Here is a 14,357-nt window from a genome sequence, read left to right on the forward strand (position 1 = left end):
TTATCTAAAATATACGTAGATAGCTATCACAATGACACATATTACAGCTCCTACTGTTTTGGTATACCTCCAAGGAGTAATATCCACTTCTTTGGTATACTGTTGTACATACGCTTCTTCTCTCGGATACAATTTACCAATTATTAACATGATAAGTATATTAACAACGAAAAGAATAGCCATTACATGGAGAAAGTGAGGAAATGCACCTTTCAAAATAGTAGCATCCAGAATGACATATACCAAATATAAAGTTGCTCCTAGGACGATGGCTATCTTGGCTGCAATTGCAGGAACCCGTTTCGTCAAATAACCCACAATGATAATAGTAAGAATTGGTATGCTATAACATCCGTTAACTTGCTGTAAATACCCAAATAATCCATCGGGTGCATTTGCGATTAATGGAGCGATTCCGATTGCCAGAATAGCTAATCCAACACCGAATAATTTTCCTGCTTTGACAGTTTGCTTCTCTGTAGCCTGTTTATTTATGTACTGTTTATAAAGATCTACTCCAAAGAGTGTCACAGAACTGTTTAATGCACTGTTAAAAGAACTTAAAATAGCACCGAATAAAACGGCAGCAAAAAAGCCGACTAACGATAACGGCAGTACTTTACTCACTAAGGTAGGATATGCTTCATCAGCATTGGTTAAGGTTGCTCCAAACATGTGAAAAGCAATAATCCCCGGTAATACTACGATAATAGGTCCCAATATTTTTATAAACGAAGCGAGTAATAACCCTTTCTGTCCTTCTTTTAAATTTTTAGCACCTAAAGCTCTTTGTATAATAGCCTGATTAGTGCCCCAGTAAAACAATTGAACCAGCATCATTCCCGTGAATATCGTAGCAAAGGGAACTGAAGAATTATCACTGCCTAATACTTTAAATTTTTCAGGGTTGGTACTCATGATAATTTCAACTCCTTCAGTTATGTCTCCGTTTCCTATTTCTAACAAGCCAAACACCGGTATCATAATACCTCCAACTAGAAGCCCAACGGCATTAAGTGTATCAGAAACAGCGACCGCTTTTAAACCTCCGAATATGGCGTATATAGATCCTATGACCCCAATTCCTATAACGCATACCCAAATAGAAGCCTCTTTAGATATATCTAACATGCCTGGTAAATCAAACATGGTACTAATCGCTAAGGATCCTGAGTATAACACAATAGGTAATAACACCACAACATATCCCGTTAAAAACAATCCTGATGTGATCGCTTTTGTTGTAGTATCATATCTTCTCTCCAGAAATTGAGGAACTGTAGTAATACCACCCTTTAGGTATCTTGGTAATAAAAAAATTGCAGTAATAACCATAGCTACCGCTGCCAACGTTTCCCAAGCCATCACCAATATTCCTTCTGCAAAGGATTGGCCATTGAGACCCACTATTTGCTCTGTTGATAAATTAGTCAATAATAAAGACCCTGCAATTACTACAGCCGTCAAACTACGACCTCCTAGAAAAAAACCATCTGATGAAGTTTCATCTGTTTTTAAGGTAGCAACATAGGAGATAATAGCAACCAAAAGAGTAAATGCCACGAAGGAAATAATAACCATGTTAAAATTTTAATAATTATATAATCCTTAAAACTATTGTTATTATGTATTAAACCCTTAAAAATAAACTAAAAAACTACGGTTGTATAGTTTTTGTATAGGTATTTATAGCATTTTCTGCTTAGAAGATATTTATAACTTGATAATTGTTCTTCCTTATATAAGTCTTTTAATATACAATTATTAAAAAGTAAAACGCATTGACAACTAAAAAAGGAACAGTTCGAATTTTCTAAAAAAAACCATAATAAGCATTATGGTTTTTCTAGAGTTTGTTTATGACAAATGTTATTGCTCCTCCAATGGTTTAATCATATCTTTCATCTCTTGAATTTCTTTTTTCTGTGCTTTGATGATATCCTCTGCTAATTTTTTAACTTCCGGATCTTGAATATCGGCACGTTCACTGGTCAAAATAGCTATTGAGTGATGCGGGATCATCGCTCTCATCCACAATATATCGCCGATGATAGGTTTTTGTGCCTGGCATCGTTACTTTTGTAGTTGATAAATTTTGACCTATATTAGAAGTCTGGAGTGGTAATACAGAATATTTTTCTACTTAAAATTATGTAATAAAAAAAATGACGAACAATTTAGTCTTTCATCCAAATACTGTTTATTTATTCTTTCTAATAGTAGCATTAAGTAATTGTAAAAAGTCAAAGGACTTTGAAACTACCATTGAATATGCTCAAAGTAATTCTTCTCAGGAACAAAATAATAAGAGTCTGCCCTCTTTAATTGGGAAATGGCAACTTGATTCTGTTATTTTTATTGATCACGCTATAAGGAGCGAAGCACAGATTCCTTTTACAAATACATCCTGGATATTCAATGAGAAAGGAGTATATACTGTTTCTTCAAAGCAAAGACAATTAGAGATGTCATCTCTGCAAGATAATGTTAAACAAAAAACCTATCTTACTGCTGAAATTCCAAAACGGGAATTAAATGGTAGATTTCGACAGAATGAAAATGAATTACTTACCTCTATTTTGGGCGTTAAAACAAAATATCTTATTGTAAAACAATCTGACACAACATTGCAATTAAAATCCCAAAGGTGGCAAACCCCGCCTATTTCAGAAAAGGAAAAAGAGCAATTAGCTGAACATTATTTTACTTTCTTACAATAAGAATGAATTGCACTGTAACATATTGGTTCTGATTAGTATTAATTTAAAAGTCAATAAGATTCTGATCCAGTAGTTAGTTTTTTCATTTCATTCATAAAAACCTCTTAAAGACCACATTGATCAAAATATGAAATGAAAGCGGTAGCGGTGAATAAAAGTTTGAAAAACTTCGTTTAAAAATTCTAAAATTGCAAGTATGCTCTGAGATGCTTAATAATTATATCAATTGTGGCTATTTCACAGCAATATTTTGAAATGAATTGAAAGAGAATTTAAATTCAGGTTGTAAGTGCATCACGTTTATTTATCATACTGTTTCTCATAAAGTTAAACAAAAAATTAGGTTAGGTTTTAAAACCCCACCTAATTTTCTTTAAAAGTTTTATGAATACTATCGTTTTAAACTTTATTCAGCTTTCTTTTTAATCCAGAAATAATTATTCCATCCTTCTATCAATCTTGATGGATCTGAAATTTTTGTTCGATCCTGTTCGGGAGCTAAAACTATCTTTTTGTCCTTCACATCAAACGAATAGGATCTAGGTGAATTTTCATGGTTCAATGATACTTCCAAAGTATATGACCCATCTTCCCAATCTTGATGTTTCAGATAGTAATCAGAATTTTGATTTTTAAACTTCACAAGATCCAACGTTGTCTCAATATTTCTCCAAGTTCCTTTCTTTACATATGTATCAATTACGTCACGATTTTGTGCATACAATTTTCCATTTTTAAACAATTTATAGTCTAATTTGACTTTTAAATCTGTTTTCTTTGGATTTTCAGCATCTGGTGTAAATTCCAAATGTCTGGCATAGATTCCTAAAATTGCTTTTCCATGTTTACTATTATGCAGATAAGCTAAATCACTCCACACCCCCTCAGCATACCATAGATCCCCAGACTTATAAGGGTCCGTATTTGTTTTTTTCTTCATTTCAAATTCGAAGCTATAAAAATTACTTTCCCCTGCGTGAAAATCCAAACGATATGTGCCTTCTCCATATTCATTTGCATATAAAATATTTGTATTACGAGACATATATCGAAGCTGTTTATCTTGTTCTTTTCTTTGTGAACCCGGATATTTAAATGTTTGAATCAAATCATCGTTTTTATAAACCGAAACGTTTATAAAATCTTTGTTGAAAGGGTCCAGTTCTGTACCATCTATCTTCTTAGTAGGAATAAAAGTTGCATCATAATAATCTACTGTGATCACTCCTTCAGGGGTAACCTCAGTATTGTTTAACAAACTACTCATTGTGACCGCAGGTGTCATGGAAAACTGAGACCAGTCTAATTTTAAGGTATTATCCGCACTAATGGAAGCTCCAGAATTAGAATTTGATTCTGAAGAGGAAGATTCTGAAGCTTCTTGCCTTTTTGTCTTGCTCTCTATTTTACTCTTAGCTTTCTTAGCTAGACCTCTAAATTGTGCTTGACTACATTGTAATCCAATCAAAAGAAATAAGATTAAAAAAGTTGTTGGATTAAAGGTTTTTGAATGTTTATTCATGTTAACTTAATTTTACTATTAGTAATTTTTTTTTTTGAATCAATAAACTATCAGTGATTATTTGGTAGCCCATCAGGTTATCAATCTTGATCAAAAATATTTGTATTACTTTTTATAAAGTTGTCAAAAACTTATGTTTTTTTCATTTCTTATATTGCATCGTATTTATACTATAATTCTAGTCTATGACTGTTTCATATATTGATAAGTATTACAACCATTTTAGCAAAAGTAGACGTTCAGGTATCAAGCCTTTGACCACTGGCAAGAACTATTTGATGAGATTTAATACTAAACTTCCTTATTCTTTTTCAAAAAACCAAAATGCTTTAACTATTGTATATTCTAATAGTCAAAACCCGTTATTACTAAATAGTTCTTCACATTCGACAAAACTGCACACCAATAATTTTGCTATTATACGTCCCGAGACAGATTGGGAGTTTATTTCGGATGAAAGTAAGAGAGTGGATATTTTAAGTTTCATGTTATCACATGACTTTTTGAAAAAATTTAGTAATATGAATTCGTTTTTAAATTTAGATAATAGCGAATCGATTGAATGTAATTCTATAAATTTTATTGAGAATATTTACAACGCTAATTACCATGAAACTGGAAAATTTCTCCAAAACTTTTTTAAAATCAGCAATACAACTTCTCTTGCACACATAGATCCAGAAGAAATTTCTTTTGAATTATTGAATTGTTTATTCAATGAGCATACCAATTATCTCACAAAGATTAAAGAGATAAAGGGTAAGAAATCATCAACACAAAAAGAAATATTCAAACGTGTGCTGATAGCAAGAAATTATATCCATGATTGTATTGAAAATGAGGTAATAACTATTCTTGATCTCTCCCTAGCATCAGGACTTTCAGAATATCACATATATGATTCTTTTAAAGCTATATTTAAAACAACTCCGCATCAATACATCAACAGCATTAGAATTGAAAGAGCTAAAAATTATTTGAAAACTACAAATTTATCCATAATTGAAATAGCTCAAATATTACACTTTCCTGATCTCCCTTCGTTTAGCAAATTATTTAAACTGAAAGAGGGTGTGCCTCCTTCTAAATATATTAAAGATTTTAGAGAAATATAGTTCAAAAAAACTTAGGGAATACTAGCCAAGTTTGTTCTTTATACTCCTTGAATCCAGATAATTCAGACAAATGAATATCCTTTTGTTTCATATTTTTCATAAAAATAAAACATATAAAAATAGTCAGTACAACAAATGGTAACCAGTGAGTTGATAGCATAGCTAAGGAGAAATAAACTAGAATTTCGCCAAAGTAATTAGGGTTTCGGGTTCTGCTAAACAGACCTTCTGTTATCAATCCGCTTTTATATTTTAGCGTGTAAAATTTTTGCATATCACTAACGTATAAGAAAAACATCCCAATACTATAGACTGATAAGACTATTGCTAAGTAATAACCCGTGACATGGATGTTTTTACTAATTAATAGGAATGGCGCTATATAATATCCCAGCGAGGTTAAAAAAATTAAAGAAAATCCCTTCGCAAAAGAAATTCTACTTTTAAAAGCAACATCTGGAAACCATAGATATTTTAAAAACCATATAAAAGAGTAAGTTCCATGAAGGGATAAATAAACAAATGCTTCATCAGAAAAGTTCTGATAATAAAACATAAAGCATAAAATGACAGGTACAACTGATGCCTTATACAAATTTAAATACAGTGCTATAGAGCTTATTAATTTCATCCTACTTAATTATTCGATTTTTTTTAACCAGAATATAAAAATATAGAAAAAAATAAGTTTTGTTTAACATTTCATTTAATAACACAAGTTAAACGCCCCATCATCAAAAAATCACCTATCCTCCAAACGTTTAATCATATCTTTCATCTCCTGAATTTCTTTTCTTTGAGCTTTGATGATATCCTCTGCTAATTTTTTAACTTCCGGATCTTGAATATCGGCACGTTCACTAGTCAAAATAGCAATTGAGTGATGCGGTATCATCGCTCTCATCCACAATATATCGCCGATGATAGGCTTCTGTGCTCGTACTAATCCTAAAGCTCCTACAAAGAGAAGGATACTACCTGCAATAATGGCCATGTTTTTTTTCTTATTTTGATACATACTGCGCATCGCCACAAACATAATGATTGCCATAGCTGCAATACCTAAACAACTCATATAAAATCTAGTAAGGCTAAAATAGACATGGTCTATTGCATAGGTGTTTAGATACATCGTTATATACATCGCGATAAAGGATGCGGCGAGCATCAATATAAATTTTGTGTAAGGGTTACTCTTGTTCTTGCTGTTTGTTTCTTTGTGTGAATTCATTGTTTTACGGTTTTAAAATTATATTCAAAATTTTCCTTTGTAAGCGAGCTACGATTAAGGATATAGAAGCCTAAGTAGCCGTAGTCGCTATCTTTTTACTTCTTTTTAGCTGAAACTCTTTTTTCCAGCTATACAGTACAGGGACAATAAAATAGGAGGTGATATCGATCACCATCCCACCAAAAATCGGAATGGCCATCGGGATCATAATATCACTTCCTTTACCGGTAGACGTTAGTACGGGCAGTAATGCCAAGGTAGTGGTTACTGTAGTCATAAGACATGGACGTATTCTTTTTTCGGCAGCTTCTAGTGCAGCACGTCTAATATGCTTTACATCCCGTGGTTGCTTTCGGTCAAATGTTTGTGTAAGATAGGTTGCCATCACGACCCCATCATCTGTAGCAATACCAAACAGTGCAATGAATCCAACCCATACAGCGACGCTCAAATTAATAGTTTTCATATTAAAGAGTTCTCGCATATTTTCACCGAAAAGACTGAAATTGAAAAACCAATCTTGTCCATAGAGCCAGATCATAATAAAACCACCTGCAAAAGCCACCGTGATTCCGGTAAAAACCATGAGAGAGGTTGATACCGATTTAAATTGGAAATAAAGAATTAAGAAAATGATAGCCAACGCTAAGGGTACCACCACCGAAAGTGTTTTTTCGGCACGTAGTTGATTTTCATAGGTACCTGTAAACTGATAACTAATTCCTTTGGGAATTTTGAGTACACCAGAATTTATTTTATCCTGAATCAAAGCTTGGGAATTCTCAACTACATCCACCTCTGCAAAACCATCCAGTTTATCAAAGAGTACATAACCCACCAAAAAAGTATCTTCACTCTTAATAACTTGTGGGCCTTGCTCATAACGAATTTCGACAAGCTCACCCAAAGGTATCGGACTTCCATTTTCTACCGGAACATAAATATTTTTGAGATCTTCGGGGGTACTGCGAAGTTCTCTTGGATAGCGTACACGTACCCCGTAGCGTTCACGTCCCTCTACAGTTTGCGTGAGGCTCATGCCACCAACGGCCACTTGCAAAATTTCTTGTACATCGGTAATTGATGCTCCATAGCGTGCCAGTTGATCACGTTTTATATCTATAAGTAAATAGGGTTTTCCTACGATACGGTCTGCGAAGACTGCTTGTTCCTTTACCCCTTCTACTTTTTTCAGAATTTCTTCCAGTTGTAATCCAAAAGCTTCTATTTTGGCCAGATCCTGCCCTTTTACCTTGATGCCCATCGGAGCTCTCATACCGGTTTGTAACATTACCAATCTGGTTTCGATGGGTTGCAATTTGGGAGCAGAAGTGACACCGGGTAATTTTGTGACTTTTACGATTTCATTCCAAATATCATTTGGAGTTTTAATCTCCGGTCGCCAGTTTCGGTAAAATTCACCCTCATCATCTACTATTAATTGTTCTTTATGAATAGTAAAAGGACTTACGACTTTTGAGTTATCATACGCTCCGGCATTCTCTTCTGTTTCAGCATTCGGATTATTCGTATACCTCCCATCTTTCAGTAGAAACCATCCATCTTCATTCACCTTATATCGCTGCTCCTCACCCTGTGCATTCAGCATGTATTCTGACTTGTATTGAATGACATTTTCATACATAGAAAGCGGTGCAGGATCAAGTGCTGATTCGGTTCGACCTGCCTTTCCGACTACCGTTTCTATCTCCGGAATCGTAGCAACTGCCATATCCAGTTGTTGTAATACACGTTTATTTTCTTCAACTCCGGCATGCGGAAGTGAGGTTGGCATCAACAGAAAAGAGCCTTCGTTGAGTGAGGGCATAAATTCTTTTCCCGTGTTTTGCATGATGATTGCTCCCAATATCAGAATGGTTGCCGGTATGATTAGAAATACGAATTTATGTTGCAAAGCCCACTTTAATATTCGGCCGTAGTAGATTCTTAAGAGCGAAAAAATTCCTAATAGCCCAAAACAGATTACTGCCACAAAAATGAGATTTATCAGAATACTGCGGTCAAAACCAAGAGGTCGCCAGTATACTCCCAGTAACAATACAATTGTGAGAGCTGAAATAACAATGTTTATCAAATTAGTTTGCTTTCGCGAAAGCGATCCTTTTGAACTCAAGATACCAGTGACTCCAAACGCGATTAAGATACCTCCTAGCCAGTAGCCGTAGATTAGACTTAAAACTCCTGCAAGAATCAATGCGCCGTTCACAATATATTGAAAGGAAGTCTTGATCTTTCTCTTCTTAAATAAGTAAGCTGCAATCGGCGGAATTAGAAAAAGGGCAATGACCAGAGATGCCGACAGCGCCATTGTTTTAGTAAAGGCTAAAGGTCTGAATAACTTTCCTTCAGCACCTATCATGGTAAATACAGGTACAAAACTGATGATAGTTGTTAATACGGCTGTTAAGATAGCTCCGGAAACTTCGGCAGTTGCATTGTACACAATTTCATTGGTTGACAAATCAGGATTACGATCAGGATCTTCCAGATGTCGTATCATGTTTTCTGCCAGAATAACACCGACATCTACCATCGTACCAATAGCAATGGCAATTCCAGATAAGGCAACGATGTTAGCATCTACATTAAAAAGCTTCATTGTTATAAAAACCACCAACACAGCCACCGGTAAAAGTCCCGAAATAAGAATAGAAGCTCTTATATTAAATACCATGATGATAATCACTAGAATAGTAATCAGAATCTCCAAGGTAAGTGCTTCACTAAGCGTTCCTAAAGTTTCGTTTATAAGTTCTGTACGGTCATAAAATGGAACAATGGTAAGTTGTGAGGTACGTCCGTCAGACAAAGTTTTAGAAGGTAACCCTCCTTTTAACTCATCGATTTTTTCCTTTACGTTATTAATTACTTCCATTGGATTGGCTCCGTAACGAGCTACCACGACACCACCTACAACTTCTGCACCCTCTTTATCAAGTATTCCACGTCGGGTGGCAGGTCCCAACACTACATTAGCTACATCTTTAATTCTAAGCGAGGTAAAATTTTCTGAAGATACTACAGCGTTCTCTATATCCGATATAGACTTTACATACCCTAAACCCCGCACCAAATACTCGGCTTGATTAATCTCTAAGGTTTGCGCGCCAATATCCTGATTACTTTGTTTGACTGCTTTAACAATATCGGTAAGTCCAATATTGTATTGGCGCATTAATTCAGGATTGACATCCACCTGATATTCTTGTACATACCCCCCTATGGATGCCACTTCTGATACACCACTCGCACCGGATAATGCATACTTCACATAGTAATCCTGAATGCTACGTAATTCGTGTAAGTCCCATCCTCCGGTTACATTTCCCTCTGCATCTCGACCTTCTAAGGTATACCAATAGATCTGCCCTAAACCAGTAGCATCGGGACCAAGAGATGGATTCACTCCTTGTGGCAGTAGATTAGAAGGTAATGAATTCAACTTTTCAAGAATACGGCTACGGGACCAGTAAAATTCTATATCCTCCTCAAAAATGATATAAATACTGGAAAAACCGAACATAGAAGAACTTCGAATCGTTTTTACTCCGGGAATTCCCAGCAATGAGGTGGTCAAGGGATACGTGATTTGATTTTCTATATCCTGCGGAGATTGACCTTCCCATTTTGTAAATACAATTTGTTGATTTTCACCAATATCCGGAATAGCGTCTACAGCGACGGGATTTGATGGTAAAAAGCCGGTATTCCAACCAAACGGAGCATGTACAAGTCCCCAACCAATAAATAAGATCAGTGTAAGAAACGCAACAAGCTTGTTTTCGATTAAAAATTTAATAGCTTTATTAAGCATAGCATTAGATAGTTAAATGTTATAAACATAGTACAGTTTAAGAAATAAAAACTGCACCCGCATGGATCCAAAAGAATTTATGTTTTTGAACCTACTGGATAACTATTTAAAAATCAAATAAGAAAGATCTGATGAAGTATATGCAGATCTTGTGTTCCCCATGCCCGCCTGTAATCAGGTTTTGTCAAAGTATGGCTATCAACCGCATCAAAAAGAAGTGAATAGGAATAAAAAAATGCTGCAACAAAAGTTTGTTGTTCAAAAGCTAATGAATCAAAAGAGGTGTTCAATTCATCTTGTCCCTCTACCAGAAGTTGGGAATCAGAACAACACGTATTTTGCGAGATTAAAGGAGATTCGCAATCCAAAGATCCTTGAATCATATCCATCCCACAAGATTTGGCTTTCTGTACAAATGAAAAATCTACCATGGTATCCCCACAAAAGTGCATATCAACAGTGAAGGACATAGTAGTCACTAGCACTATACACGCCATGAAAGCTGCCATAAATTTGTTGAATAGACTTCTCATTACCTACAAAACTACATAATATTGTGAAATCAATGCATAATTAAACCCCCAAATTTCTCATGGATAGCGTTAATCGTGTTAAATCTTTTATAAAGTATGTAATTTTGTATTGGTTTACTTCTTTCTAATTCTTTAACCTCTACCACTAATTAATACTATATATTTGAAAATCATAGTATCATAAGACCGTTTAGAATACTCAATTGTTCCTAATACTTAAAGACATTATCATGCATGTACTTTGAAATTGTAACTATGAAGTGTGAAAAATGCTACCGGTTACCATAATTTTCAAGTATACTATTTTTATCATCCAATACTAAATCTTTTAGTTATATTTCGCCTCTCTAATAGAACAGTAACTATACATTAAAAACCTAATTCGTAACGAATCTTCTCTATGGAAGAAAGTATACTAAAGTCTAGGGAATCACTAGAAAACATTTATCGAGAAAAACTTCTACCGGTTTTTAACCAGCGGCTAGAGATCCATCATAATATTATATTGAGCATTAAGGAGGTTCAAAAAGTGCTGCAATCCAAGAGTTTTACAGCTTCTGAGAAGAAAGATGCGCTCAAAAGTTTCATCGCTTATAAGAAAGATCTAAATAAATACATAGAGAACTATTTCATCCCTCATAAGTATACGATCTCCAATCACCCATTTCAAGAATATCATGCAGTTCTCGATCAATATCTTGAAACTTTGGAAGAAACGGTTACCAGAGTTCAGGATAGCGCGCGCTTTTATCCAGATACCACAGATACAAGAACTATAAAATTCAAAAAATACGGTAAGCGAACAGCCTTTAAGTTAAGTAAACTTCCTGTTCGCTTTATCAACATTTTTAGACGATTATTCAAAAAAACTGAAAAACCAATTCATTATTGGAGGCAAACAATTCCTTTAAAAAACCTTACTCAATTTTATTTTAAATCTGAGTTTACACGCAGACTCCTGCCGCTTGTGAATGAAGTTTATAAAGAAATTACTGAGGTAACAAACATGTATTGGTCTATAGATTACGAGCTTGATAAAAAAATCAATTCCTTTCTAGAAGGAAATGAGAGTTTTGATGTATCCTCACTCTCTATTGCGTCCTTAGAATTAAAGAGACAGACTACTGACAAAATTGAAGCGCTGAGTAAAAAGGTCGATGCTATTTTTAATGAAGTTTTTTCTTTATACAAGGAGGCTATCTTTAAAACTGATACAGTTGAGTTGTCCAAAAACGAATTTAGCCCTCAAAAGTTAAGCGAAAGACAAAAGCAAACAGAACTGTTATTGCTCAAAAATGAACAGGGCTGGGACAGCACCTATGAAGTGCTAAAAGATGATTGGGGACTGGATAATGAAATCTACAGTATGGTTTTCACCCTATTGTCTGATTATTATATCGCCAAAAAACATATTGCGGATCGTGCGGTTTCAATCACTACACATTTAGAAACTATAGCTGCATATTTGAACGTAATTAAAAGCAGAATTTTAGAAACTGACAAAGGTTCGGAGCTCAAAGCCATGATCAAGGACGAAATTGAGACGATACGCAAAGAATTCATTCCGAAAATTATAGTTGATTCTACTACTTTCATTTCATCACAAGATCTCCCAGTAGTGCTAACAAATTTTGAGTCGGCAATACAGGAGCAGCTTAAAAACATTTCGCAAAAGCGAGCGATCAGTACGGATAGTGATTACTTGACACCTACCAAAGCATCAGATATAAACTACACTTCGCCTTCTGAACTAATTAATTATGAAAGTTGGCCGTTATTTTCTAAAAAAATAAATACCGCAAAGATTGATATGTCAGTTCGTATTAATGAGGTGGTAGAAACCATTGAAGCTTTTGGTCAGATTATTGAATTTAATCTGGAATCAGCTTTATCATTGTTTGATGAAAAATCTATTGGAGATGATCCTAAGACAGTAGCAGTTGACGGAATACAACGAAGTCTTGATAAAATAACAACTTTAAAACAATCAGTACTCGAATGGGAAACTACTAACCATCAAATACTATATCCTGGAATAGATGATTTTATTAAAAACAGTATAGCGCTTACCGAGACAGAGAATATTTATAATATACGACTTACTATTGCCAAGGCTAAATCTGTTGAAAAAAGTAAAGCGCTCAAACAAAAGGTTGTAACAACCATCAAAAACTTTATACCCATTGCACTCGCTACGCTACGATCAACGTGGGTCAAGTCCAAAGATACTATACAAGGTTTTTTATTGCGGACCGGGATTTATAAGCCTGCAACGTCCATATCAAAGGATCTTTCTGATTTTTTGAAAGAAGAAAAAGAAGCTCTGGAGCAGTTACCTTTTGTCTATAAACGCTTATTTCATTCTGAAACTTTTACAAACGAGGATCTTTTTGTGGGTAGAACACAAGATTTGGCTACACTTAACACAGCGCTTGAATCCTGGCAGCGTAATCGTTACGCAACGGTTATTATTTCCGGAGAACGAGGATCGGGTAAGACTTCGTTGCTACATTCATTCATCAATACAATTCCTAAAGCGACTAAAACCTATTTATTAGCGCCAAAAGACACCTTATATACAACGCAAGAGTTTTTTGCCTTTTTAAATCAATCTTTTGGACAACAATATCACACTTTTGAGGAGTGGGTTACATATTTCAATTCGGGTAGTAAGAAAGTTGTAGTTTTAGAGAATATTCAATTTTTATTTGTCAGAAAAGTCAATGGCTTTGCAGTGCTACACCAAATTTCTGAACTTCTTTACGCTACGCATGCTTCAGTATTGTGGATACTTACTTGTTCAAAATATTCCTATCAATACCTCGATAAATCTTTACAAATTTCGGAGCATTTTCCCTATCGAATAGATATTGATGACATAGATAATGATACCATGACCCATGCTTTGTTACAGCGGCATAAAAAAAGTGGCTACGATCTGTTATTTGAAGAACCTCCTAAAGAATACATGACTAAAAAATTATTGAAATCTAATGATAAAGATAAACAGCGAATGTTAAGGGAAGATTTCTTTAAGGATTTAAATAAAATTGCAAGAAGTAATTTTAAGATAGCATTCACCTATTGGTTACGCTCTACTACAACCGTATCAGACAACGTGATTACGTTGCGCTCGCTAAAACGTATTGATGTTAGTTTTCTTGAAAAATTAGCCTCTAATAAACTTTTTGTATTACATGCTATAGTTTTACAAGAAAAATTAAAAGCTGAGGAAATTGTTAGTTTATCAGGATTTGATAAGCAAAAAGTATCTCGCATTATCAATTCTTTATATGAAAATGGCTTATTGACACTAGATGGGGAGGGTTATTATAACATCAACATCTTGTTATACCGACAAATAACAACACTCTTAAGGAGTAAAAACTTTATATATTAAA

Annotated in this window: 9 protein-coding genes and 1 pseudogene; 3 read left to right on the plus strand and 7 right to left on the minus strand. The window is 34.5% G+C overall.

The annotated features are described in order from the left end of the window. Together ACJRPK_RS11520 and ACJRPK_RS11525 are read right to left on the minus strand one after the other, a co-directional pair. The gene (locus ACJRPK_RS11520) at nucleotides 1–1,581 is read right to left on the minus strand and encodes a solute:sodium symporter family transporter (RefSeq protein WP_407140049.1); all 1,581 of its coding nucleotides are present in this window, start codon (nucleotides 1,579–1,581) and stop codon (nucleotides 1–3) included. A 288-nt stretch (nucleotides 1,582–1,869) separates the two neighbouring features. Then, nucleotides 1,870–2,067, minus strand: a pseudogene (locus tag ACJRPK_RS11525) (DUF305 domain-containing protein); the annotation flags it as partial. A gap of 98 nt (nucleotides 2,068–2,165) precedes the next feature. Between ACJRPK_RS11525 and ACJRPK_RS11530 the strand changes: the two are divergent. Then, nucleotides 2,166–2,720, plus strand: coding sequence for a hypothetical protein (locus ACJRPK_RS11530; protein WP_407140050.1), 555 nt, complete (start codon nucleotides 2,166–2,168; stop codon nucleotides 2,718–2,720). A 406-nt stretch (nucleotides 2,721–3,126) separates the two neighbouring features. Here the strand turns inward: ACJRPK_RS11530 and ACJRPK_RS11535 are convergent, their stop codons facing one another. Next, nucleotides 3,127–4,242, minus strand: a complete 1,116-nt coding sequence (locus ACJRPK_RS11535; protein WP_407140051.1) for a hypothetical protein — start codon at nucleotides 4,240–4,242, stop codon at nucleotides 3,127–3,129. A 185-nt stretch (nucleotides 4,243–4,427) separates the two neighbouring features. Between ACJRPK_RS11535 and ACJRPK_RS11540 the strand changes: the two genes are divergently transcribed. Then, nucleotides 4,428–5,357 carry a helix-turn-helix domain-containing protein gene (locus ACJRPK_RS11540; RefSeq protein ID WP_407140052.1) on the plus strand — a complete coding sequence of 310 codons (930 nt, stop codon included), beginning with the start codon at nucleotides 4,428–4,430 and terminating at the stop codon, nucleotides 5,355–5,357. 1 nt (nucleotide 5,358) lies between these two features. Here the strand turns inward: ACJRPK_RS11540 and ACJRPK_RS11545 are convergent, their stop codons facing one another. From ACJRPK_RS11545 to ACJRPK_RS11560, 4 genes are all read right to left on the minus strand, one after another. Continuing rightward, on the minus strand, nucleotides 5,359–5,988 hold the full coding sequence (locus tag ACJRPK_RS11545; RefSeq protein WP_407140053.1) for a DUF1295 domain-containing protein: 630 nt from the start codon (nucleotides 5,986–5,988) through the stop codon (nucleotides 5,359–5,361). Between the two features lie 111 nt (nucleotides 5,989–6,099). Continuing rightward, the gene (locus tag ACJRPK_RS11550; RefSeq protein ID WP_407140055.1) at nucleotides 6,100–6,588 is read right to left on the minus strand and encodes a DUF305 domain-containing protein; all 489 of its coding nucleotides are present in this window, start codon (nucleotides 6,586–6,588) and stop codon (nucleotides 6,100–6,102) included. Between the two features lie 70 nt (nucleotides 6,589–6,658). Further along, complete coding sequence (locus ACJRPK_RS11555) at nucleotides 6,659–10,423, minus strand: efflux RND transporter permease subunit (protein ID WP_407140057.1); 3,765 nt, start codon at nucleotides 10,421–10,423, stop codon at nucleotides 6,659–6,661. A gap of 113 nt (nucleotides 10,424–10,536) precedes the next feature. Next, nucleotides 10,537–10,932 carry an HYC_CC_PP family protein gene (locus tag ACJRPK_RS11560; protein ID WP_407140059.1) on the minus strand — a complete coding sequence of 132 codons (396 nt, stop codon included), beginning with the start codon at nucleotides 10,930–10,932 and terminating at the stop codon, nucleotides 10,537–10,539. Nucleotides 10,933–11,356: 424 nt separating this feature from the next. Here ACJRPK_RS11560 and ACJRPK_RS11565 point away from each other — a divergent pair, with 424 nt between their 5' ends. Then, entirely contained in the window at nucleotides 11,357–14,356 is a 3,000-nt protein-coding gene (locus ACJRPK_RS11565) for an AAA family ATPase (protein WP_407140061.1), read from the plus strand. Nucleotide 14,357 lies beyond the last annotated feature (1 nt).

This window comes from Aquimarina sp. 2-A2, from assembly GCF_045505135.1.
Lineage (GTDB): Bacteria > Bacteroidota > Bacteroidia > Flavobacteriales > Flavobacteriaceae > Aquimarina > Aquimarina intermedia.